Here is a 23,730-nt window from a genome sequence, read left to right on the forward strand (position 1 = left end):
GGGGCGTGTAAGCGGGAACACTGATGAAGCCGAGCCCACCGAATTCTGGATCTCGGAAAATTCGCTTGAGGGACTCCATTTGCTGATTTAATCCTCTGTACTTACCGATCCTCCCAGTAGCTAACAGATTCTGAGAATTTAACTCGAGCGGATGTCAATTAATCAACTCCCATTGGTTAGTCATTCCTCCATAGACACGGTTTAAAACTCGTCGTCTCGAGAAAATACGGGCAAACAAAACAGGGTGGCGGAGGAGACGCAGTAGAACTGTACTCGGAGACCGGTCAACGTCTTCAATATCGATCCCGGCAGCGGCACGAATTGCTGCTCCCAGAACCTTGGGATTACGAGTTTCAAGAAAGTATCTCACAACTGTGGCGAAAATGTACTCCGTTTTCATCCTCTGATATAAACTGTCAGGAAAATTGTGTAATTGGCCGCTGTTAGCCAACTCTGCGGCCAAGAATCCCGATTCAACGGCCTGTGAGATCCCCTTTCCGGTGAGTCGGTTTGCGATACCTGCAGCATCACCCACCCGTACGACGGAATGCTCCGGTAGATAGGTTCTGTCGGGATCAAGGCTTGGTCCCTCGGGAATGATTGCGACGTTCGTCCGTTCCTGCGACGGGACTGGCCACCCATTCCGCTTACAGGCTTCCCTCAATGCCTTCATATAATCACTAGGCCGGTCACTGACCGTCCAGCCGATACCAACGTTGGCTCGTTGCGATGTCTTCGGGAATGCCCACGAGTACCCTGTATAGTTCTCCAGAATTATCCGGCTGTTCGGGTACAACTCGGTGAAGTCCCCTTCGACATCACTGTTAAGCGCTACCATATATCCTGAATACTCGTTGGTTGTTCCGAGCGCTTTACTAGAGAGTGATGGCTGACCGGTTGCATCAACGACGAGATCATACTCATCGGTGAACTCGTGGAAATCTGTCCGTGTGATAGACTGGTTTTCGTGGATGTCAACACCCTTCTCTGAGAGTTGTTCTGCCCAGGACTGCTCAACGACATTTCGGTCCGTTATATATGTATCCGCAGCAGGAAAGGTGCCGGCTCCAGTGCGGTGGCGATCGGCGTCGATTCCGTCATACACCTCCACTTCCATCGCTGGCAGCGGATTGAGAAAGCCGTTCTCTACAGTCGGCTCGAGTGGGATCTTCGATACCGCTGTCATCGCTTCTCCGCAATTAACGCGTTTGCTATCGTAGGACTGCCGCTCATATAGTTCGACGACGAATCCAGCGTCGTCGAATCCAGCAGCTGCTGCAAGCCCGGCCATCCCTCCACCTATTACCGCAATTTTGGACGTTCGTGTCATCGGTTTTTGCCAATCTTTGAGGCCATCGTTAAGCTCCCAACAGCATCCGAAGTGACCCACGAACGCCCATCGGGAGTCCGATCGCTCCGATGAAGAACGTCATAAGCCACCACCACGTGTGATTCATCTCCTCTTTCGCATCGGCGAGATACCACACGATGCCGACAGTCACGACGAGTTTCAGCACGAACGTCGATCCGGAGAATCCAGTCGCCTGGTACACGAGATTCGTCACGACCAGCTTTGGGGAGTAGCCGAGGAACGTCACACCGATGAGATTCTGCGCAGCGTCCCACAACTGGCCGAAAACGGCCAGCAGAATTAGCGGGTGTCGAAGGTGTGTGATATTGACGAAACTCGCGCCCCAGTAGTAGAGTGCGGTTACGCCGAGCGCTATCCCCGTCGTCGCGACAGGAACCCATAGGCGGAGTGGGGTCGATGTCGAGAGGCCGTGCCAAACAGCCCACCAGACGGCCCCGACAGCCCACACCGACCCGACGAGCCCGACTGTTAGCGGGATAGATCCGATATTTTGGTCACGCAAGAGTGCACCGACACCGAGCGCGAGGATGGTGACAGCGGTGACGACGATGTAAATCGATGGCGTGATGAACCACACCGCGTAGTCCCCGAGCAGCCCGAGATCCTCGAGGGCGCGCATCGCCCCACCTGCGATGATGATCGGAGCGAACCCGTAGGCCAGTCGTGCGTCGAACGTGACGTCGAGTTGGTCGAGATACGCACGTAGTCCGGGGAGGCTGTATACGACTGCCGCGAGGTAGATTACCGTGTTCACCGCGTTGTAGCCCTGGACAGCACGAACCCCCTCGTGCGTGACTGGCTGACCGGCCGCATCGGCGACGACTGGTCCCCAGAGATACTGCCAGATGAACCGGTCGTAGACCAACGTCGGAAACACGAGGATGCCCCCACCGAGGAGGACGAGCGGGGCCAGCAGGTACAGCGCCCACCACTCGCGTGAGCCGGTCTCCGGAAGGACAGTCTCGACGCGGCGGGTGACAGTACTCACGACCCGTTCACCTCCAATCGCCACGTCGTGCTTTTCGAGCGCCCCCACTGTTCGAGTGAAACGATTGTGAGTTCGTCCTGGAGCTGGCTGAGATACTGCGCGACTGCCTTGGGAGATCCGTCGAGGTCGCTGGCAATCTCGCGAGCCCGGAGGTATGTCGGTTCGCTACTGGCTGTCTCGACGAGGTACCTTCGAACCGTGTGCCGGGAAATATTCGACATTGATCTAGAGGTGACGGTTAGCGAAGAAATCCGAAGAGCTTGTAGTCGTGATCGGGGGTGTACCGCCGGAACAGGAGACTGTTCGTCAGCACCGACACCGACGAGAACGCCATTGCTGCTGCAGCGAGCACGGGCTGGAGGAGGCCGAGCGACGCTAACGGAATCATCGCCGTGTTGTAACCGAGCGCCCACACGAGGTTCTGTTTGATCTTCTGGAGTGTCGCGTCTGAGATTCGGATCGCCTTTACCACGTCGAGCGGGTCGTCTCGCATCAGCGTGACGTCTGCAGCTTCGATGGCGACGTCGGTGCCGGAGCCGATTGCTGTCCCGACGTGTGCGACCGCGAGTGCCGGAGCGTCGTTGACGCCGTCACCGACCATCATCGCCTGCCGGCCCTCGTCTTGAATACTGTCGACCGCGTTGGACTTGTCCTCAGGAAGGACTCCTGCGCGGACGTTCTTCGGGTCGATACCCACCTGTTTAGCGACCGCACGGGCAGTTCGCTCGTTGTCGCCCGTAATCATCATCACGTCAACTCCCCGCTCTTGGAGTGCTGTGACAGCCTGCTTGGAGCTTTCCTTCACTGTGTCGGCGTCGGCGACCACACCCACGAGCTCCCCCTCGTAGGCGACCAGCATCGCCGTCTTCCCCTCGTTCTCGAGGCGTTCCATCGTCTCCTCAGCGGGAGAGGGGTCGATCCCGTTGTCCCGCAGCAGCTTGCGGTTGCCGACCAGCACCTCGCTGTCACCAATGACTGCTTTGATCCCGTGGCCCGGAACGTTCTCGAAGTCGTCAGGCTCAGTCACGTCCAGGCCGCGTTCTTCGGCCCCTTCGACGATTGCACGGGCGAGCGGGTGTTCGCTGCCGCTTTCAGCTATCGCCGCCAGTCGAAGCACATCATCCTCTGAGAGGCGCTCACGGGTGCTGAGCTGTCCACCATCTGGGGTCGGCTCGCCACCGTCAGTCACCACATTTCCATCGCTATCAAAGACGACCACGTCGGTGAGTTCCATTTCACCCTCCGTGAGGGTGCCCGTCTTGTCGAAGACGACCGTGTCGACGTCTTTTGCGCGTTCGAGGATGTCACCGCCCTTGAACAGGACGCCGTTCTGGGCACCAATCGTCGTCCCGACCATCGTCGCTGCGGGCGTCGCCAGCCCCAGCGCACAGGGACAGGCGATGAGGATCGAGGACGCGAAGACAATTATCGCGAACTCGAAGACTGAAACGGTCCCACCGACCGGGGCCGGGCCGCCAGCAACCTGACCCCACAGCGGGAGCCAGTCGACGAAGCCAGCGAGAGCCTCGGGGAACAGGAACCAGACGACACCCCAGAGAAGGGCGTTCGCGATGACCGCAGGCACGAAGTACGCGGAGATGCGGTCGGCGAGATTCTGGATGTCGGGCTGGCGCGACTGGGCCTCCTTGACTGTCTGGACGATCTGTTGGAGGGCCGTGTCTTCTCCAACCTTCGTCGCCTCCACGACAAGGACGCCGTTCTCGTTAATCGTCGAGCCGACGACCTCATCGCCCTCCTCTTTCTCGACAGGCACAGATTCGCCAGTGACCATTGACTCGTCGACGGCAGACTGACCGTCGACAACGACACCGTCTGTGGGAATCTTCTCACCTGGACGAATTTTCATCCGGTCACCAGTTGTGACCTCTTCGAGTGGAACTTCTTCTTCACTGCCGTCCTCGCGGACAATGGTCGCCGTTTCGGCTTCCATTTCGAGGAGCTTTCGGAGGGCCTCACCCGCTTGGCCCTTCGACCGAGCTTCGAGATAGTTACCCAACGTGATGAACACGAGGATGAGGGCTGCCGTGTCGAAATAAAGTCCACCTGCAATGAGTTCAGCAAGGACTGCCACAGAGTATAGATAGGCCGTTGTTGAACCGATCGCAATCAGCACGTCCATATTGGCGCGGCCGTTCTTCACGATCGCCTTGTACGAGTTCTTATAGAACGGCCAGCCGAGGATCGCCTGTACCGGCGTGGCGAGGAGGAACTCAACCCAGCCAAGTTCCACACCGAAGACGGCTTCAGGGACGATCGCGCCACCGAGCAGATAATTGTCGATGAGGAAGAAGAGCAACGGTGCCGATAACACTGCCCCAAAGAGGGTCAACCTGAGTTGTTTCCGAGTTTCGGCTTGACGGGCGGCATCTCGTGCGTCCTGGCCCGACTCTTCGTCGGCACCATCTTCGCGGACGGGCGAGTAGCCAGCCTCCTCGATAGCATCGTACAGCGCACCAATAGATACTTCCGCAGGATTGTAGGTGACCTGTGCTTCGTCGGTTGCGTAATTGACCTCCGCATTAACGACGCCCGGAATATTTTCAAGAGCGGTTTGGTTGGTCTCGGCGCAGTTGGCACAGGTCATATCGGAGATGGCAATCGTTACCGTCTCAGAGACTGCGCCGTACCCGGCCTCGTCGATCGCGTCGTAGATTTCTTTGAGCGATACCTCTTCAGGGTCGTAGGTGACGGAACCCTCGTCGGTGGCGAAGTTCGCATCCGCCTCCGATACCCCGTCGAGCGATTCGAGAGTGTCCTGGATCGTCGCCGAACAGTTGGCGCAGGACATTCCCGTGATATCAAGATGGATTGTTTGGCTTGTCATGCTTGTTCTACTATACGGGGTCTAGGTTTAGGCGATTTGCTGCTTCGAGAGGTGGGTTTTCGACCGCGGGAAAATTTAGATTCCAAAGAGCGCGTTATGCTCCCTCTTCGAGTCGCTGATACCTGTCTTCGAACCGTGCAAGACAAGATGGACAACAGAAGTGATAGATCTCACCATCGATTCGCGTCGTCTCACCCTCATTATCGACGGTATTGTTACATTCGGCACAGGTGAGCGCAAATTCGACGCCATCGACGGACGGCGTCCATTCGATCTCGTCGATTAGTGTGACGGTGTAACCCGCTACATCGACCTCGTTGAAGAGTCCATCTACCCACTGACGAACGTTCTGGGCTTCGACACGAGCATAGAACCAAAGATCCCCTTCTGCGGTCGTGAAGACGTGTTCAACGCCATCGGATTCCCGAACTTGATTGCGGGCGGTCTCCAGCGATGCTGAGCCGATTTCGGCTTGAATAAATACCGGAACACCAGCCCGGAGATGAGCTCGGTTGACGTCAATCGTGAAGTTGTTAATGATGCCAGCTTCCTGTAATCGCTTGACCCGGTCGGAAACGGCCGGCCCCGACAGACCGACCTCCTCGCCGATATCGCTGAACGGGCGGCGGGCGTCATCAGCGAGTAACGAGAGGATTTCCAGGTCGGTTTCATCTAGATTGCGCATACGACCGCTTCGTCTCGCAGGATACATTATTGTTGTCCACTATTCACCTTCGAAATCGGCGATTCTAGGCTGCGATAACATTGGATTCCAAGCAGAAAACCACATAGAATACTCGCCCCTATCTACGAATGGATATGACTCAGACAATCACCGTCGAAGGAATGACCTGTGAACATTGCGAGCAGACGGTCGAAGAAGCACTCGAAGAAGTTGAGGGGGTTACTTCCGCAACTGCGGATCGCAACTCAGAATCCGCGACAGTCGAAGGGTCCGCTGAACGGGATGAACTCGTGACTGTGGTCGAAGACGCTGGATACGATGCCTCCGCGTAACAAATCCCGATTCTCGTCGAATCGGATTCGGGGAGGGATTGATACGACTGCCAATCCCAGGTGTAGATACTATGACTGATACACTTCCGTTCGATGCCGTCCGCGAGCTCGACGTCGGCGGGACGACGTACAAGATGGCCGATCTTCGAGCACTCGAAGAACAGGGACTCTGTGACCTCGACACGCTCCCGGTGAGCATCCGTATTCTGCTTGAGTCGGTGCTCCGGAACGCCGACGGCGAAGCTGTTACTGCGGCGGACGTCAAGAATGCTGCTGGCTGGGAGCCAGACGTACCGGACGCGGAGGTTCCGTTCTCTCCATCACGAGTCGTCCTACAGGACCTCACTGGTGTGCCCGCAGTCGTCGACCTGGCGGCCCTTCGATCCGAAGTCGACCGAAAAGATCGAGACCCAACCCTGGTCGAACCGGAGATTCCTATTGATCTCGTGATCGACCACAGCGTCCAGGTCGACTACTTCGACTCCGAAGACGCCTACGAGAAGAACGTCGAACTGGAGTACGAGCGCAATGCCGAGCGGTATCGCGCGATCAAGTGGGCCCAGAACGCCTTCGAGAACTTCAACGTCGTCCCGCCGGGTACCGGCATCGTCCACCAGGTGAATCTCGAGCATCTGGGCCGGGTCGTCCACGCCCGCGAGCAAGACGGCGAGAACTGGCTCCTGCCGGACACGCTCGTCGGCACGGACAGCCACACCCCGATGATCGGTGGCATCGGTGTGGTCGGTTGGGGCGTCGGCGGCATCGAAGCGGAAGCGGCGATGCTCGGCCAGCCGGTTACGATGAAACTCCCCGAGGTCGTTGGCGTCCGTCTCGAAGGCGAATTACCCGAAGGCGCGACGGCGACGGATCTCGTGCTCCACATTACCGAACGGCTCCGCGAGGTCGGCGTCGTCGACCGGTTCGTGGAGTTCTTCGGTCCTGGTGTGGAGAACCTCACAGTCCCCGACCGGGCCACGATCGCCAATATGGCGCCCGAACAGGGTTCGACGATCAGCATGTTCCCGGTCGACGAGCAGACGCTCGAATATCTCGAACTCACCGGACGGGATCCCGACCACATCAACCTCGTCCGCGAGTATCTCGAAGCGCAAGGGCTGTTCGGAGAACAGGAACCGGAATACACCGAGGTGGTCGAGTTCGATCTCTCGACAGTCGAACCGAGCCTGGCCGGACACAAGCGGCCACAGGATCGGATTCCGATGGGGGACGTGAAACAGAGCTTCCGGGGACTTCTCCACGGGGAGTTCGAAGACGACCTCGATGATGTCGACGAAGACGCCCTACAGCGGTGGCTCGGCGAAGGTGGTGCAGCTGATGCGGAGACCGACGGCGGCGTTCAGGTCGAACCCGAATCGGAACTGCACCCGTTAACCAAACGCGTCGAGGTCGACCTCGACGGTGAGACAGTGGAAATTGGACACGGAGACGTCCTCGTCAGCGCCATCACGAGCTGTACGAACACTTCGAACCCGTCGGTGATGATCGCTGCTGGTCTGCTTGCCCAGAACGCCGTCGAGAAAGGTTTAGATGTCCCGCCGTACGTCAAGACGAGTCTCGCACCCGGCAGTCGTGTCGTCACGCAGTACCTCGAGGAATCGGGCCTGCTTCCGTATCTCGAAGAGCTCGGGTACGCGGTCGTCGGCTACGGCTGTACCACTTGTATCGGGAACGCCGGACCACTTCCTGATCCCATCGATCAAGCGATCGACGACCACGACCTCTGGACGACGAGCGTCCTCTCCGGGAATCGGAACTTCGAGGCGCGTATTCACCCGAAGATCCGCGCGAACTACCTCGCGAGCCCGCCGCTCGTCGTCGCCTACGGCCTCGCAGGGCGGATGGACGTCGACCTCGAGAACGAGCCGCTAGGCACCGACGAGGAGGGGGAATCGGTGTATCTGGCGGACATCTGGCCCGACGCAGCGGACGTGCAGGCAGCAATCCACGAGAACGTCTCTCCTGAGATGTTCGAGGAGAAGTATGCCTCTGTGTTCGAGGGTGACGAGCGGTGGGCTGCTCTCGACGCGCCCACAGGTGACGTCTACGAGTGGGACGACAACTCGACATACATCCGAGAGCCGCCGTTCTTCCAGGACTTCCCCCTCGAAAAACCCGGCGTCGCCGATATTGAGGATGCACGCTGCCTGCTGACACTCGGCGATACCGTTACGACCGACCACATCAGCCCTGCTGGCCCCTTCGGATCTGACCTCCCTGCCGGCCAGTGGCTGCTCGATAACGGCGTTGAGCCGCACGAGTTCAACACCTACGGCGCGCGCCGGGGCAACCACGAGGTGATGATGCGGGGAACGTTCGCCAATGTCCGCATCGAGAACGAGATGCTCGACGATGTCGAGGGTGGCTATACGATCCACCACCCAACCGACGAGCAGACGACCGTGTTCGAAGCCAGCCAGCGCTACCGCGAGGAGGGAGTCCCGCTCGTCGTGATGGCAGGCGAAGAGTTCGGTACCGGCTCCAGCCGGGACTGGGCGGCGAAAGGAACGGACCTACTCGGTGTTCGCGCAACCATCGCCGAGAGTTACGAGCGCATCTACCGCGACAACCTCGTCGGCATGGGTGTGCTCCCCCTGCAGTTCGATGATGGCGACTCGTGGGAATCTCTCGGTCTGGATGGGTCTGAGATCTTCACGATCCACGGCCTCGATGACGGGCTCGATGTGATGGACGAACTGACCGTTATCGCCGAGCGCGCGGACGGGTCGACTGTCGAGTTCCCGGTCACAGCACAGGTCGGCACGCCGGCCGCCGTGACCTATATCGAACACGGCGGCATCCTCCACTACGTCCTTAGACGGCTCCTCATGCGATAATCTCTCTCAACTGACTCTATTTCTGGAAGCACAAGCAACACGAAAAACTTTGAGTCCAAATTAGCGTTTCAATCGTGCGTAGACTCTGTTCGGATGATGCCCGCTACGTTATCCATCTGAGCTGAAACGTGTGCGCTCTCACCAGCAACATGCGTAATTAAATCGTCCAGAGTGATCATCCCGATAACGCTCCCGTCTTCAACAACCGGGACGTGTCGAGCACCCGCTTCGTTCATTTGTCTCAGGACTTTTGGAATCTCAGCATCTGCTGGCACAGTAAGTGGGTCACGCGTCATCACGTCAGCAGCTCGTACGTCGTCTCCACTCGTCTCGGCTGTGAGCACACTTAACTCGCTTTCCTCGGTGAGCAGGTTAGCAATCAGGTCTCGATCGGTGATGATACCAGAGATCTGATCGGATTCTTCGACGACCACGTACCTGGCACACCGCGATTGGGAGATCATCGTGTGAGCGATCTCGGCAACCGTGGCGTCAGGCGTGACACGGGCGACCGACTCGTCAGCAATCCGCCCAATGTCCATCCGGAGGTCAGTTGGTCTGGTACCCATGCTAATCAGTACGATTCATAACAGGAAATAGCTTAGCATCAGCTGGTCGTCATAGAAATCCCCGGCTCTGTTGAAATCCTCAGTATTTGATAGTTTTGTACCCTCAATCGATCAGTACAGGTAATGCAGGTATCGATCCAGATGTGAGAGCGATCGAGACCCAAATACGGGTTTGAGCGTTCCTCACGACATTATGAACTGGAAACCTCTTTCCCCACGTGAACCGACGGACGTACCTTGCATCTGTATGTGCTGCTGGCGTCGCCGCAACAGCAGGATGTAGTACAATTTCGGGTAGCAAAACACTCTCTGAACCGACTGTAAATACGGAATCTAGCGGGAGGAAGGCTCTCATTTTCACAGAGAACGACGAGGAGGTCGGTCACTTAAGTGTCGATGGAAGCGTGACATCCGGACGTATCGATCTATCGACCGAGATATGGCACCGGGGCGGGACGAACGTGGAATCGATCAAACTGAGAGTTTGGATGCCCGAAACAGCAATGGAATCCCCCGCAGAGGTCGCCGTCGTCTCGCCAGTGGAAGGGGATAGCTCTCCACCACCATCGGTAGCACTCTATACGCCTGATCAAGCGCTCGGAACGATCATCGAGATCACCGATTTAGACGACCTCGCAGACGAAACCATCAGCACACTCAATCTCATCGTAATTCCGGGGTCAGAAACGGCTACACGCCTCAATATCCACACAACCATCGAACTCTCGGGTGGCGGCACTCTCAGTAGTGACTACACGCTGGATGGCGAACTCCAGTTAGTGTATCCACATCTCAGTGATAAGTGACGGACCGGCCCTCCACTGATCGAGAATCAGTTACCACCACTCGGATTGCAGACGCGGTCTTACCGCTGACTCGGTCGTTCAGATCTACAATCATCACCCGCAAATCGTTCAGGATAGGTAGTATACATAGGTGTATAGCCGGTTGAGTATCCGAATCACTATGACACTCCAACCGGGATAGCACCCACATGAAGCGGCGTGCCCTTCTCTTACTCGGTGTGACTTCGCTGTTCGGCGGCTGTCTCGAAATTGGCGAGAACCGGCCACAACCACAGCTCGCATGGATTTGGTTACAGAACGACCGTGAGGAAGAGTACGAAGTTGACGTGGTCGTCGAAGAGGACGGTAAGTCGGTGTTTTCCGAAACGTACCAGTTGGGAGCGACGTCGGATACTGCAAACATCAACGTGGAGGACCCTGTCGATGAGCCAGGTCACTACGTCGTCCGGACCATGATGGATGGCGAAACCCGTGAGGTCGATATAGCCGAGTTCGTTGACGGCGACGAGAACTGCGTCGGAGTTCGATTCTCGTTACTCAACAATGGAAGTGTAGAGTACTGGCCGAAATCCATGCAGCAATGTTAGGTTTGCACTTTTCAGCGACCAGCTGTTTCGGACGAGTATGAGTCTGAAGAGAAGGATTTAAACAGAGCCAAACCCTCGACTCTTCAACCCTGAGAGACGATAATCTCCAAACTTTGTGAAGTTACAAAAGGTGTTACCAGCTACGCCACTATCCAAGAGCGATGGTTATTATGAGTTAGTTTCTCCGGGGAAAGAGGATGTACGACAAGATTTTGCTCTCAACTGACGGGGCGTTGCTTTTGAGGAGGCTGAATCTCACGCAATCGCGGTAGCAGAGGCCAGCCGACTGGCAGAGGTGATTGTACAGTATGCTGACGCCGAAGATATGGATCTACTTGTGCTCGGACGAAACACCGACCGGAAGAATACCGGGCTTTGCTTAGAAGCGTAACCGACCGCGTCCTGCGATTGACGACCCGCCCAGCAACCGTCGTGAAGACGGAAGTCGACGAGTAGCGGAAGAACAGTCAGTAACGGCCGCCGTCAGGCGTGAGTCGAGCACGCCGGCGTTCGAACTCCTCGTCGTCGATTTCGCCACGAGCGTACCGTTCCTGGAGGACAGCGAGTGCGCTATCCTCGGTGGGGCCGTCCGATGACGACCGCGTTGTCAGCCAGTAGACGATGTAGACGGGGAGGGCGATTAGAAGTGCCATCCACAGCAAACCGATCAACATTATCCCCCAGCTCCATATTCCCCACCCGGCCATGTGACCATCATTCCACATCCCGTCATGCCAGTCCCACATAACTGTATCTGGAACAGCAGCATGCGTCAGGGTCATTCCAATGATGACGGCTAGCGTCAGTGCTCCGATGACGATGAGTCCCAGAGAACGAATCCCGCGTGATTGAATTGGATTTTGCATTATTGTACTCCTGAAGAGAGTTCGGCGTGGTTAGCCGAGGATGTATTCGAGGGCGGGGTAGCGCTCGACGAGCGCTTCTCCACCGATCTCGTACTGTTCGATGTACTGGTCGAGCCCGAGGATGCGGCCCGCGGCGAACGCGGCGACCGCGAGGAACACGAGCATGTACGCGAAGTCCCCGTTGATGAACCCGTGGCCCATGTCCCAGTTGCCGAAGTAGAACATGAGCATCATGAGCGCGCCGAAGAACGCCGCGAGGCGGACGAACGCGCCGACGAGCAGGCCCAGTCCGATGAACAGCTCGCCCCACGGGACAGCGACGTTGGCGAATTCGACGAACCACGGCGTCGAGCCCATCCACGCGAACAGGCCCGCGAGCGGGTTCCCGTTGGTCGCCGCGACGTTCGACAGGTAGCCGCCAGCGCCGAACTCGCCGGTGATCTTCGTGAACCCAGAGTACGCGAACGCGTACCCCATCATGAGACGGAGCGCGAGCACGAACCACGCACTGAGACTGTGAACTTTCCCGCCGACGGTCAGGCCGCCGACTCTGCTCTCGAGCTGGTTCATGCCGGAGTCAAGTGTGGACATAGTTATTGCACCTTCAACTATCAGTACGGAGGCAGAGACGATATAGTAGCGAGCCGGCGTTCTGAGTCAGAAAATCGGCGGGCTATATTACGCTCCTGTCGCGAGTAGAGACGTGTGACCGAGGAGTCCGACCCGTCGGAAATCTTCGCTACACTCAACGACGAGTACGCTCGCGACATCCTCGTGGCGACGAAGACCGACCGACTGTCTGCGAAGGAACTCAGCGAGGAATGTGACATGTCACGCCCGACCGTCTCACGCCGTGTCACCCGCCTCGTCGAGCAGGGCCTCCTCGAGGAGTATACGCACGTCGACCCCGGGGGACGACACTACAGCGAGTATGAGGCGCGCCTCGAACGCATCGAAATCCTCCTGCAGGCGGAGGGCTTCGACGTCAACATCGACATCCGGCCTGACCCCGCCGACCGGATTACGACCATCTTCGAGGAAATGCGGGGAGACTGAATCATGGACCACACGCTATTCGTCATCGGCAAACTGTTCACGACCGCGTTAGCACTGGTCATCGCATATCAGGCCTATCGCGGGTACCAACGACATCACACGCAGTTACTCCTGTACGTCGCCGCCGGCTTCGCATTGGTCGGGCTTGGCGGCCTCCTTGAAGGCGTCCTCTTCGAACTCCTCCAGGTGTCGATCTTCGAAGCAGGATTCGTCGCAGCACTCGTCACCGCAGCCGGGATGCTGTCTATCCTCTACGCCCTGTATGCCCCGAATCCATAAGGATTCAGGACGCCCATTCGACAAGCGGCCTCTGCGCGTCGTGCCCGGTTCGAAGCCGCTACTGTTCGGACTCCCCTCGTTCTCGATAGTGTAGCGTCGCAGTGGGAGTTATATCCATATCGGTCGTACCATATCGTATGATTCGAACACTCGTCGGTGTCCTCGGCGCTATCTCAGCGCTGTTCCCGGACGAAATCGTCGAGCTCTTCGAGAAACTCGCCATTTCGAATCCAGACGAGGGAACAGTGAGAGGGTGGATACGTCCAGCAGTCCGGTCGGAGGGTGTTCTGATAGCTGCGCTTTCACTCTTTAACGGGCGAGCATACGCATTGCTGATGAATCTTACCGGCGTGTTCGGTGCGATAGTCCTCTTATTTCCCGACCTGTATCAGAGATTTGCCACCGCGTTCCTGTACGAGCGTCCAGAGTCGATAGAATGGAACGAGCGATTCCGCTTGGGCATTCGGGCTATCGGCGCACTCTATGTCTTTTTAGCGGCGAAGACGTACAGAGAGCGTCACAACGATACTTGAGCCACCTCGCTATTGACACCTGGCGCATCCGATGTCTAGTTCGTTACGGCCGCAGGTATCACTTTGAATCTAAAGTTTGAGCCCCACGATATCAGTATGATCGAAGGGGAAATCCGCTAAAGAGAGGAGGCCGTGTGTATCCCTGTATGACGACGACGATCATCGTGGAAGGCATGACGTGCGGTCACTGTGAGCAGACGGTCGAAGAGGCCCTCGAAGAGGTATCCGGCGTGACTGACGTGACCGTCGACAGGGAGAGCGAACAGGCGAGCGTCGATGGTGAGGCAAATGTCACAGCTCTCGTGGAGGCCGTCGAAGACGCCGGGTACACCGCTTACGCCTGAGAATCGCGCGGACCACTCCGAGACAACGGCCAACCGTTGTCTTTGAAGCTTCGCTACGCTGGTCCTGCTGTACAGTTCAGTGGGGAAGATTCAGGGGGCCAGCGGATCCACCTCTACAGAGAATATGGGCTATGGACGACCACAAAGATACAAATGAGAATCCCCCTGGAGGGGAACACCAGCAGGACGACAGCAGTCACCAGCACGAACACGGCGAGCAGGATGAATCGGACGCCGAGTCGGACGAGCAGCGGGTAGAACAGGAGCTACTGGAAGAAGAGGCACACCCTGCTGCGGAGAGTGAGACAGTGCTCGACGAGCAGCACGAGCACGCTGGACACGAGGGCGAAGGACACGACCACGGTTCCCATGAGAGCCACGGTGAGGGGCATGGCGGGATGCACGAGGGCCACGAGCAGATGTTCCGCCGGCGCTTCTTCGTCTCGACGCTCCTGTCGATCCCAGTCCTGCTATACAGCGAAATGCTGCAGGAGTGGCTCGGGTTCTCCGTCCCCGCGTTCCCGGGCAGCGAGTGGATCAACCCCGTCTTCGCGGTCATCGTCTTCGCGTACGGTGGGATGCCGTTCCTCCAGATGGCGGTACCGGAACTGAAAGATCGGTCGCCGGGGATGATGACGCTCATCTCGATGGCGATCACCGTCGCGTTCGTCTACAGCCTCGCGAGCGTGGTCTTCCCGACGCAGTCGGCGTTCTTCTGGGAACTCGTCACCCTGATCGACATTATGCTGCTGGGGCACTGGATCGAGATGCGGTCGGTGCGACGGGCCTCGAGTGCGGTCGACGAACTGGCGAAGCTGATGCCGGACACCGCCGAGCGGATTACCGACGGCGGCGACACTGAGGAGGTCCCGGTGAGTGAACTCTCCGAGGGCGACCTCGTACTCGTCCGGCCGGGTGCGAGTGTCCCTGCTGACGGCGTCGTCGAAGAGGGAGACTCCGACGTCAACGAGTCCATGATCACGGGCGAATCGAAACCGGTCTCGAAAGACCCCGGCGACGAGGTCATCGGTGGGACGATCAACGGCGACGGCAGCCTCCGCGTGCGCGTCGGTGCGACGGGCGAGGAGACGACGCTCGCGGGAATCATGCGCCTCGTCGAGGAAGCCCAGCAGAGCAAATCCAAGACACAGGTACTGGCCGACAGAGCGGCAGGCTGGCTGTTCTACGTCGCCCTCGCGGCGGCAGTCGTGACAGCAATCGCGTGGACGCTCGCGGTCTCATTCGACGCAACGGTCATCGAGCGCGTCGTCACAGTGCTCGTCATCGCCTGCCCGCACGCACTCGGGCTCGCCATCCCCCTAGTGGTCGCAATCAACACGTCATTGGCGGCTCGCAACGGGATGCTGGTCCGGGACCGTATCGCGATGGAGGAGGCGCGGAACCTGGACGCCATCATCTTCGACAAGACGGGGACGCTCACCGAAGGCGAACACGGCGTCGTCGACATGGCGACCGTCGAGGGCGTGGAAGAGGACGACGCTCTCGCGCTGGCAGCAGCCGTCGAAAGCGATTCCGAACACATGATCGCGCGAGCCATACGCGAGGCCGCCGACGAGCAGGACCTCACCGCACCTGACGCGACCGACTTCGAGGCGATCAAAGGCCGGGGCGTCCGTGCGAACGTCGACGGAAATGAGGTGTACGTCGGCGGGCCAAACCTGTTAACCCAACTCGATAGCGAGATACCCGACCATCTCCGCCGCTTCGCTGACGAGGCGGGACAGAACGCTCAGACGGTGGTATACCTTGTTCGTGAAGGCGAGCTGATTGCCGCGTTCGCGATGGCTGACGTAATCCGTGAGGAGAGTTTTCGTGTCGTCGATACCCTCCACGATCTGGGCATCGAGGTGGCGATGTTGACTGGGGACTCCCAGGATGTCGCCAACGCTGTCGCCGACGAACTGGGCATCGACACGGTGTTCGCGGAGGTCCTCCCCGAAGACAAGGACGAGAAAGTTCAGGAGCTTCAGGACCAGGGCAAGCTCGTCGGGATGGTCGGCGACGGGGTGAACGACGCGCCGGCGCTGACGCGGGCCGACGTCGGTATCGCGATCGGGAGCGGCACCGACGTCGCCGTCCAGTCGGCCGACGTCATCCTCGTCCAGAACAACCCGATGGACGTCGTTCGGCTCGTGAAACTCAGTAAGGCGAGCTACCGGAAGATGCAGGAGAACATCGTCTGGGCGGCCGGCTACAACGTGTTCGCAATTCCGCTCGCAGCAGGCGTCTTGGCACCGATCGGGATTCTGCTCTCCCCCGCTGTGGGTGCGCTCCTGATGTCGTTGAGTACAGTAATCGTCGCGATCAACGCTCAGCTGCTCCGCCGCGTGGACCTGTCCATCCCCGAGCTTCCAAGCGGGACACCAGCGACTGACGCACAACCTGCAGACTGAAACGCTCCCGATCGCTTCGGAGCTTCTTTCAATTGAGTTCGGTTGATGGACAGCAAATGGCGACACTGCGTGATTTCGGTGGGTATCGCTATGCAGTCACCGATTCCACAGTTTTCCCGAGGGATACGTAGTTTGGTATACACAGACGCTTCCTCTGATGGACTACATTGTTGCACCAGCACTAGGTTTATACCGCTTGACGGACTTCTTTCCACCATGAGCCTCGAAGAGACAGTTGACTACCTCGCCGAGGAACTCGACCTCGAGCGAAGTGAACACGTTCGCGAGGTCGGACAGTCGGTCGCCGAGCTTCGCGACTGATCAGAACATTTCTCTGAAGTCCCGTTCGACCAGTCCGTTCTCCAGATACGTGAGGAACTCTTGTTTCGTTGGTCCTTGACGGTCAAGTAGATCGTCCCGTCCTGCTCGTTCGAGAACTGCCTGCGCGAAGTCCGTACAGTGAGATTCGTGCTGCCCAGCATACTCTGTGAGGGCTTCTCTCCAGTGCATATCCAGCTCGAACTCGGCTAATCGGATTTGGATCCCGTCTTTCCGTTCGACGACGTCGACGTCCAAGTCTTCGAGTTGCTTGAAACGGAGGTTGTTCCGGCGGACAGTAATGAGCCGTTTGGAATCGACGATATAGGGATCGACCCACTCTCGCCAGGAATCGTCGTCGACGTGCGTTCGTGGCATCTCAAAATCCGGGTCCACACTCTCAATACAGAACTGCAGCATCGCGATGCCAGTTCGATGATTCGCATTCGGGAGGGAATGTCGGAGGATCAAATTCGACATCACCTCTCCAGCGACGGTCGGAAGCGGTGCTTCCCAGGAGACGTGATCGAGTGCCTGCTGGATCTTTTGTGGTTCGAACTCCTTGTAGAGCCGGAACTCATCCTCATCTCGAACTTCGACCGCGGCTTCGAGCAACTCTACTAATCGGAATGCGACAACCTGCCCAGCACGGGGGAGGTCACGAATACGATCGCTCAGCCATTCCTGATCAAAGTCGATATCTTGCGCTGATTCGATCTCTGAATCGCCTTCATAGAGCACATAGACCGGAGCTTCGAAGGGGTACCCGATGAGCTTTGTCGACTCGTCGGATTGCTCTTGCTGAGACCGGATCTCTGCTACCGATGCCGAGCTATATTTGAGTGAGAAATTCTCGGCCTGTGGGTGATGATAGAAGACGAGCCGAGCCATCTCAATGCGTATTCGTGGGAAGTGGGTAAAGCAGTCCCGCTTTGATATTGAGTTCTACTCGCCTGGTTCTACGACGTAGTGGGTGCGTTCACGTCCTCTAAATACTGGCTTTCCCACTCACGTCGCGCCTCGATCTCCCGCACTCCGCGTTGTGTGACCGTGTACACGTTCGTCCGTTTGTCGAGTTCACCTTTCTCCAGGAGGCCTTTGCCGACGAGGTCGTCGAGGTTTGGATAGAGCCGCCCATGATTGATCTCTTGTTCGTAGTAGTCGTCGAGTTCGGCCTTTACTGCGAGCCCGTGTGGTTCCTCGAGCCCGGCGATAACGTACAAGACGTCCCGCTGGAACCCGGTTAGATCGTGCATCCGTCTGCTCCCTATTTTTGAGGGATGGCATATGTTCTCTCTGGTACTCAGAAGCAGAGCTTCGGATCGAGGATATCTACCAGTACACTCGTCTCCAAACAGCGCTTAATACCCATGCCTCTGTATCACCGGTAATGGCGCTTCGGCCGAGGTCGCCGTTGAGGTTCCATGGCTGTGCTCGGTCAGCTGTCAGCCGGTGGTAATCAATTGTGTCTTCATCTCAATCCTCATCTTCCACGTGCGCGCTTTGTGGTAGGGCTGTCCCTGACGATAGAGTCGTGGGTGAGAACGACACCGTCTTCTGCTGTGATGGATGTCGAAACGTCCATCGAGTACTCGGTGGCGATGGAGTCCACAGTCGGATGGACCCGACAGACGACCCCATGCGCGAGTCCGGTGCTGGGGCGGGCGAACGCGATGCGGATACCCCTCGATTAGGGTCTGAGGAACGAGCTTTCTTTCAGGTCGACGGGATGCACTGTGCGACGTGTGAAGCATTTCTTGAATCAGTCGCCGAGGACTGCGAGGGTGTTGTAGACGTGGCAGCAAGCTACGTCACCGAGACGGTTCGTATCACATACGACCCTGATCGCGTCTCGAAGGAAACTCTCTGTGATACCCTGAGTACACTCGGCTATTCGGCAACCCTCCGTGCTGGAGGGAGCGATGACACACCGACTATAATCGGACAGTCGCGCCGGTCGGACGAGCCGAATGAACGAGGGATTGACGAGGTGCTGGGATTCCGTTACGCTGCTGGCGTCATTTTCGGGACGTTCATGCTCCTCCCATATGCGGTCCTCCTCTATCCGGCGCAGCTCTCGTCGTTCTTTGGTGAGGGGACGCTCGATATGTACGCGAGTACGTCCGGGATCGGCGGTGGAGATGGCCTGTTGATCCTCCCGCTCTTTCTCGTTCTGACGGGTGTCGTCCTCGTGTTTACCGGCCTGCCGCTGTTACAGGGTGCGTATGTCAGTCTGAAGATGCGACAGCCGAATACGGACTTTCTCGTCGCGATCACCGTGGTGAGCGCCTACGTGTACAGCACGATTGCCTTTCTCCTCGGTCGACTCGACGTTTTCTACGACCTCACGATCGTGGTTGCCGCGAGTGTGGTGGCCGCCATCTTCTACGAATCACTGAGCAAGCAGCGAGCGATGGATCGCCTGACGAATCTCACTATCTCCCACGTCACCGAAGCCAGGCGGTATGGCGCCGATGGGACGACGATGGTCGACGTACACAGTCTGGAACCCGGGGAACGGGTTCTCGTCCGTGAGGGCGAACGCATCCCAGTCGATGGTGTTCTCGCTGAGAGTGAGTGCACGGTCGATGAAGCGATCGTGACGGGCGAGTCGCTCCCGGTATCGAAACAAGCTGGGGACGAGGTCGTCGGCGGGGCGGTCGTCACAAATGGGGCTGCTGTCCTCACGGTGAGCGATGGGACAACCAGTAGTATCGATCGCCTCGTCACCTCTGTCTGGAATCTCCAGAGTGGGGATCACGGTGTCCAGCGGCAGGCCGATAAGCTCGCGTCAGTCATCATCCCGGTCGTCGTCGGTGGGGCGGTACTCGCTGGATTGGGGTCGCTTCTGGTGGGGACTGGTATTCCCGTCGCCGTCCTGACGGCGCTGGTAGTTCTCTTAGTGGGATGTCCGTGGGCACTTGGCCTGGCAACCCCGCTCTCGGTGGCAACCAGTATCGAACAAGCGGTAGAGCGGGGCATCGTCATCTTCGACGAGACAGTCTTCGAGCGCCTTCGGAACGTCGACGTCGTCGTCTTCGACAAAACAGGGACTCTCACGACCGGCCAGATGGATGTCCTCGAGGTGGATGCACCGTCGGATCTCCTTGAAACCGTCGCGGCCCTCGAACAGCGAGCATCCCACCCAGCGGCCGACGCAATCGTGAATACGTTTGCACAAAGGAATCAGGAGGGCGATCGCTCAAGAGCCGATGGGGGGGTTGCCGATGGCAGTGACCACGAGTACGCAGCGGACATCACCGAATTCACGAGCCACGCGACCGGCGTCGAAGGAGTCGTCGAGGACACGCGCGTTCTCGTCGGGAATCTCGATCTCTTCGCGGAACTTGGGTGGTCGGTGAGCGAGCAGATCGAGACGCGTGCCGCAGAGGCACGAACGGCCGGTCACCTTCCGGTCGTCGTCGGTCGTGACGGTCATGCAGAGGGCGTCGTCGTCGTGGGGGACGAACCACGGGCAGGTTGGGATGACACACTCACGCAGCTGAATGACCGTGATATCGAGATCGTTGTTCTGACCGGTGATGACGAGGCTGCTACTGACTTTCTCGACAGTCATCCTGCCGTCGATCACGTGTTTGCGGGGGTCCCGCCGGCAGGCAAGACCGCGACGATCCGGCGGTTACAGTCCCGGGGACAGGTTACAATGGTTGGTGATGGAACGAACGATGCACCGGCTCTTGCGACCGCAGACCTGGGAATCTCGCTCGGTGGTGGAACGGCACTCGCGTCCGATGCCGCGGATATTTCTATCGTCGATGATGACCTCGCGGCGGTGGAGACGACGTTCGATCTCGCAGATGCAGCTCGTCGGCGTGTCAAACAGAACAACGGGCTAGCGCTGCTCTATAATGGGGTCACGATGCCACTCGCAGCGACGGGGTTGCTGAATCCGGTGTTCGCGATGGGTGCGGTCGTGGCGACCGGCGGTCTCCTCGCAGCGAATTCGTTTCGAGACCTGCTTCACGAGTAGCGGCACCAACCCAGCGAAGCGGCAGATACCTGCTGTAACCGGGTGAAGACGATTCCTATCGCTTCATTCGAGCAATTCAAAGGCACCGAGCCCCGCGTACCCGACCGCAAAGCCCGCAACGATGATGCCTCCGGAGAGGACTTGGTAGAACGGCGTCGACGGGAGGAAGCCGGTTGCGAAGGTGCCGACAACGATCAGTACCGCTGCCAGTTCCAAAAACACGTACTGACGACGTTTTCCCCTCATATATTGAGGCATTTGTCCCCCTAGGTACCGTGAGATCACAGTAGATACCTTACCTCAGTCCGCCGGGATGATGGCAGCCGATTGATCGGGCTGTCGGGCTGCTTGGACCGAGTAGATTAGGCTCCCCGTGAAGAGGACGAAGCTTCCAACGATGAATACTGCACTGAGCGGCGAGGCCGAATCGACGAACACCCAGTAGAGAGGGGCGGCAATCGATGGCCCGGCAGCAAGTACCGCGATCTTCGCGACGAGTGGCCCACAGCATCCACAGGTACACGTCCCGACGATTGCAGCGCTTCCGGCGGTCCCTTCGGTCATGCCGGCTCGTTCCTCGACGCGCCAGTGACGGGCGATGAGAGCGGCGTTTAACCCGATGAGTGCGCTTAGCATCCCGACGACGATGACCTGGCCGGGTGACAGGGCTAGGAAGAACGGGATATGTATGAACGGGAGATGCGGAATCGCGATTTCGAGCGTCGGCCACGATACTAGCTGATAGATTGCGGGTAGAACGACGACCGTCACCTCTTCGGGGAAGCCCTCCTCGGGGAAAAACGAGAGGTATCCTGTTATAGAGACGAAAAAGAGTGCTAACACGACACCGACGCCGATGCCGAAGCGACGCGCAACCGGATCACGCATGACTGCGCGAATGACACTCCCTGCGTCCTTCCAGACAACGTAGCCGACTAGAATTGGTGTTCCGAGGACGATTGCGTACCCAAGTGGGTGTGTATCACTTGCCAGTCCAGGAATGAGGTAGGGGTACGAGATCCACAATCCCATGAGGATGCCGAGGAACGTGTATCGTGGGCGGGATGGCCAGCGGAGCCACCCAACGATGAAGCTCGCGACCATGATGCCCAAGCCACTCAGTAGGGCCAACGGCTGATACCACGACCGGGGGAACGGCATCGAACTCGCAGTATATGTCGGATCTGGGGAGAGCCCTTCGAAGAGAATTGCTCCGAGTGCCGTGATGGAGATCCCGACAAATACGCCGTAAAGGGCGGTTGTTGAGGTGATGCGATCGGTCCGTTTGAGAAGGATGAAGCCGCCGAGAATAACGGCACCAACGAAAGCAAGAAGTACACCGTGTCCTTGCGAGAGTCCACCGCTTCCGGTTGTACCGTGGGCGGACGCGACGGGAACCTGAGTGAGCGTAACAATTGCGGCAAGAAGTACAGAGAGTGGCCGAACAGACCCGATTCGAGTGGTCTGTCCACGGGAGGGATCTCCACGTGGGTGACGCTCTTCCGGTGACATTATTCTGTCTTGGACAGAGAGGCACTTCTACCTGACTGATTTACCTCTGATATCCTGGGCTTGACTGTCGTTAGATCCTGCTGGCTGTGGAAATATCCCCCTCCGAAAGTACGATCGGCACGGTGAATTCACTCGCCGTCCAGAAATACGAGGAACTGTATATGCTTGAAGAACCAGACCGGAAGAACGGCTCCAACCCCTGCAGCGAGTAGGAGACTATTCGATGCTGTCCACACGATCTGTCCAAGTACGGTGCCAATAATCAAGACGCCGTTGTATGCAATCGCATTCACCGCTAAATCGCCTCTTGACTCAGCCCGGGGCCATTTGATGAGACTGGGCCTGATTGCTGACGTCCGGCCGGATACTACTGCGATGAGAAGTCCGAGTAGGCCGGATACAAACCAGCCGAGTACAGCCGGTGGCCAGTTGTATACAACCGTTGCGGTGGCAAGAACAATCAGACACGGACTGGTGATTGTACCGATCTCTACGGAGGCATAGCGGGTCAAAATGTGTTCCTCAGTCCCTTGTTGTGCGGTAGCCATCTGTGAGGGTTATGGGTAGGGCAGTGGATCAGATCGGGGATGCTCCGTCGAGGATTTGAACCTCGGTCCTCGACGTGAGATGCCGAGATGGTTGGCCGAGCTACACCAACGGAGCAGCTTCAACTTGGAGCTTCAGTACTTCAGGTCTGGTCGGTGTCCTATTCAGTGGGAATCCGCCGTTTCCCCTTATGTTGGGGTCTTTGATAATGTGGTATGGAGCGTCGACAGGTTCTCAAGACAGCCGGAATTCTCGCAACAGGTGGCGTAACTGGTCTCGCTGGATGCAGTAGTTCGGGGAACGGAGACGGTGGCGGTGAGCCGACCACGACTGAAACGCAGGAGACAGCTGGTGGGTCTGGAGACTCGAATACTGTTATGATGGTCACTGACGGGAGCGAGTATTATTTCGATCCCATTGGTCTGTTCATCGAATCCGGGGAAACTGTGACATTCGAAATCCAGAGCGGCAGTCACTCGGCAACCGCCTACAAAGAGGGAACGAGCTCAGCATCAGTTACCCGGATTCCCGAAAGCGCAGAAACGTTCAATAGCGAAACGCTGAGTGAACAGGGCGCAACGTTCGAGCACACGTTCGAGACCACGGGGACGTACGATTACTTCTGTATCCCGCACAAGACTCTGGGGATGGTCGGTCGGATCGTCGTTGGCGAACCCGGCGGTCCCGCGGAGGGGAGTATGCCGCCGGACGGAGACGTCCCCGAAAGCCAGACCATCGTTGATCAAGGCAGCGTCTCGTACAGCTCGTTCTCCGGGTAGGCGGCCGCGTATACTGCGAGCTGTGCGCTCCGGAATCGCTTGTACACCATATG

24 protein-coding genes, 1 tRNA gene and 1 pseudogene are annotated in these 23,730 nt (G+C 58.0%); 12 read left to right on the top strand and 14 right to left on the bottom strand.

The window, feature by feature from the left end; genetic code table 11:
* Window positions 1-154: 154 nt before the first annotated feature.
* The 5 genes from EPL03_RS17740 to EPL03_RS17760 form a co-directional block, all read right to left on the bottom strand.
* Window positions 155-1,330 carry an NAD(P)/FAD-dependent oxidoreductase gene (locus tag EPL03_RS17740; RefSeq protein WP_011222414.1) on the bottom strand — a complete coding sequence of 392 codons (1,176 nt, stop codon included), beginning with the start codon at window positions 1,328-1,330 and terminating at the stop codon, window positions 155-157.
* Between the two features lie 28 nt (window positions 1,331-1,358).
* Window positions 1,359-2,360, bottom strand: a complete 1,002-nt coding sequence (locus tag EPL03_RS17745; RefSeq protein ID WP_004594600.1) for a DUF63 family protein — start codon at window positions 2,358-2,360, stop codon at window positions 1,359-1,361.
* Entirely contained in the window at window positions 2,357-2,581 is a 225-nt protein-coding gene (locus EPL03_RS20855) for a DUF7123 family protein (RefSeq protein WP_004594599.1), read from the bottom strand. Before EPL03_RS20855 ends, EPL03_RS17745 begins: the two co-directional genes overlap by 4 nt.
* A gap of 17 nt (window positions 2,582-2,598) precedes the next feature.
* The gene (locus tag EPL03_RS17755) at window positions 2,599-5,205 is read right to left on the bottom strand and encodes a heavy metal translocating P-type ATPase (protein WP_004594598.1); all 2,607 of its coding nucleotides are present in this window, start codon (window positions 5,203-5,205) and stop codon (window positions 2,599-2,601) included.
* Window positions 5,206-5,299: 94 nt separating this feature from the next.
* Entirely contained in the window at window positions 5,300-5,890 is a 591-nt protein-coding gene (locus EPL03_RS17760) for an AsnC family transcriptional regulator (protein WP_004594596.1), read from the bottom strand.
* 134 nt (window positions 5,891-6,024) lie between these two features.
* Between EPL03_RS17760 and EPL03_RS17765 the strand changes: the two genes are divergently transcribed.
* Window positions 6,025-6,222, top strand: coding sequence for a heavy-metal-associated domain-containing protein (locus EPL03_RS17765; RefSeq protein WP_004594594.1), 198 nt, complete (start codon window positions 6,025-6,027; stop codon window positions 6,220-6,222).
* A gap of 71 nt (window positions 6,223-6,293) precedes the next feature.
* The gene (gene acnA / locus EPL03_RS17770) at window positions 6,294-9,077 is read left to right on the top strand and encodes an aconitate hydratase AcnA (protein WP_135830620.1); all 2,784 of its coding nucleotides are present in this window, start codon (window positions 6,294-6,296) and stop codon (window positions 9,075-9,077) included.
* A gap of 68 nt (window positions 9,078-9,145) precedes the next feature.
* Here the strand turns inward: acnA and EPL03_RS17775 are convergent, their stop codons facing one another.
* Window positions 9,146-9,646, bottom strand: coding sequence for a CBS domain-containing protein (locus EPL03_RS17775; protein WP_004594590.1), 501 nt, complete (start codon window positions 9,644-9,646; stop codon window positions 9,146-9,148).
* A 218-nt stretch (window positions 9,647-9,864) separates the two neighbouring features.
* Between EPL03_RS17775 and EPL03_RS20375 the strand changes: the two genes are divergently transcribed.
* From EPL03_RS20375 to EPL03_RS20525, 3 genes and pseudogenes are all read left to right on the top strand, one after another.
* Window positions 9,865-10,452 (top strand): hypothetical protein, encoded by a 588-nt coding sequence (locus EPL03_RS20375; protein ID WP_204365967.1) that lies wholly within the window; start codon window positions 9,865-9,867, stop codon window positions 10,450-10,452.
* 188 nt (window positions 10,453-10,640) lie between these two features.
* Window positions 10,641-11,039 (top strand): hypothetical protein, encoded by a 399-nt coding sequence (locus EPL03_RS17785; RefSeq protein WP_004594588.1) that lies wholly within the window; start codon window positions 10,641-10,643, stop codon window positions 11,037-11,039.
* Window positions 11,040-11,322: 283 nt separating this feature from the next.
* Window positions 11,323-11,495, top strand: a pseudogene (locus tag EPL03_RS20525) (universal stress protein); the annotation flags it as partial.
* Window positions 11,496-11,506: 11 nt separating this feature from the next.
* Here EPL03_RS20525 and EPL03_RS17795 read toward each other — a convergent pair.
* Window positions 11,507-11,905 (bottom strand): SHOCT domain-containing protein, encoded by a 399-nt coding sequence (locus EPL03_RS17795; protein WP_049909614.1) that lies wholly within the window; start codon window positions 11,903-11,905, stop codon window positions 11,507-11,509.
* A 30-nt stretch (window positions 11,906-11,935) separates the two neighbouring features.
* Window positions 11,936-12,496, bottom strand: coding sequence for a DoxX family protein (locus EPL03_RS17800; RefSeq protein ID WP_004594586.1), 561 nt, complete (start codon window positions 12,494-12,496; stop codon window positions 11,936-11,938).
* 114 nt (window positions 12,497-12,610) lie between these two features.
* On the opposite strand from EPL03_RS17800, the gene EPL03_RS17805 reads away from it, so the two are divergent.
* From EPL03_RS17805 to EPL03_RS17825, 5 genes are all read left to right on the top strand, one after another.
* Entirely contained in the window at window positions 12,611-12,961 is a 351-nt protein-coding gene (locus EPL03_RS17805) for an ArsR/SmtB family transcription factor (protein WP_004594585.1), read from the top strand.
* Between the two features lie 3 nt (window positions 12,962-12,964).
* Entirely contained in the window at window positions 12,965-13,240 is a 276-nt protein-coding gene (locus tag EPL03_RS17810) for a DUF7521 family protein (protein ID WP_004594584.1), read from the top strand.
* 137 nt (window positions 13,241-13,377) lie between these two features.
* Complete coding sequence (locus EPL03_RS17815; protein ID WP_004594583.1) at window positions 13,378-13,773, top strand: hypothetical protein; 396 nt, start codon at window positions 13,378-13,380, stop codon at window positions 13,771-13,773.
* Window positions 13,774-13,919: 146 nt separating this feature from the next.
* Window positions 13,920-14,117, top strand: coding sequence for a heavy-metal-associated domain-containing protein (locus EPL03_RS17820; protein ID WP_004594582.1), 198 nt, complete (start codon window positions 13,920-13,922; stop codon window positions 14,115-14,117).
* Window positions 14,118-14,248: 131 nt separating this feature from the next.
* Window positions 14,249-16,531: a copper-translocating P-type ATPase gene (locus tag EPL03_RS17825; RefSeq protein WP_004594581.1), complete on the top strand. Its 2,283-nt coding sequence runs from the start codon at window positions 14,249-14,251 to the stop codon at window positions 16,529-16,531.
* 321 nt (window positions 16,532-16,852) lie between these two features.
* Here EPL03_RS17825 and EPL03_RS17830 read toward each other — a convergent pair whose 3' ends face one another.
* Together EPL03_RS17830 and EPL03_RS17835 are read right to left on the bottom strand one after the other, a co-directional pair.
* Entirely contained in the window at window positions 16,853-17,740 is an 888-nt protein-coding gene (locus tag EPL03_RS17830) for a hypothetical protein (RefSeq protein WP_004594580.1), read from the bottom strand.
* A 68-nt stretch (window positions 17,741-17,808) separates the two neighbouring features.
* Window positions 17,809-18,105, bottom strand: coding sequence for a PadR family transcriptional regulator (locus EPL03_RS17835; protein WP_004594579.1), 297 nt, complete (start codon window positions 18,103-18,105; stop codon window positions 17,809-17,811).
* Window positions 18,106-18,467: 362 nt separating this feature from the next.
* On the opposite strand from EPL03_RS17835, the gene EPL03_RS17840 reads away from it, so the two are divergent.
* Complete coding sequence (locus EPL03_RS17840; protein ID WP_004594578.1) at window positions 18,468-20,840, top strand: heavy metal translocating P-type ATPase; 2,373 nt, start codon at window positions 18,468-18,470, stop codon at window positions 20,838-20,840.
* Between the two features lie 63 nt (window positions 20,841-20,903).
* On the opposite strand, the gene EPL03_RS17845 is transcribed toward EPL03_RS17840, so the two are convergent.
* From EPL03_RS17845 to EPL03_RS17860, 4 genes are all read right to left on the bottom strand, one after another.
* Window positions 20,904-21,086, bottom strand: coding sequence for a hypothetical protein (locus EPL03_RS17845; RefSeq protein ID WP_225935282.1), 183 nt, complete (start codon window positions 21,084-21,086; stop codon window positions 20,904-20,906).
* Window positions 21,087-21,140: 54 nt separating this feature from the next.
* Window positions 21,141-22,352 carry a hypothetical protein gene (locus EPL03_RS17850; protein ID WP_011222425.1) on the bottom strand — a complete coding sequence of 404 codons (1,212 nt, stop codon included), beginning with the start codon at window positions 22,350-22,352 and terminating at the stop codon, window positions 21,141-21,143.
* A 128-nt stretch (window positions 22,353-22,480) separates the two neighbouring features.
* On the bottom strand, window positions 22,481-22,900 hold the full coding sequence (locus tag EPL03_RS17855; RefSeq protein WP_011222426.1) for a hypothetical protein: 420 nt from the start codon (window positions 22,898-22,900) through the stop codon (window positions 22,481-22,483).
* 40 nt (window positions 22,901-22,940) lie between these two features.
* Window positions 22,941-23,015, bottom strand: a tRNA-Glu gene (locus EPL03_RS17860).
* Window positions 23,016-23,275: 260 nt separating this feature from the next.
* Between EPL03_RS17860 and EPL03_RS17865 the strand changes: the two genes are divergently transcribed.
* Complete coding sequence (locus EPL03_RS17865) at window positions 23,276-23,677, top strand: plastocyanin/azurin family copper-binding protein (RefSeq protein WP_004594574.1); 402 nt, start codon at window positions 23,276-23,278, stop codon at window positions 23,675-23,677.
* The last annotated feature ends 53 nt before the right edge of the window (window positions 23,678-23,730 follow it).

This window comes from Halorussus halobius (assembly GCF_004765805.1).
Lineage (GTDB): Archaea > Halobacteriota > Halobacteria > Halobacteriales > Haladaptataceae > Halorussus > Halorussus halobius.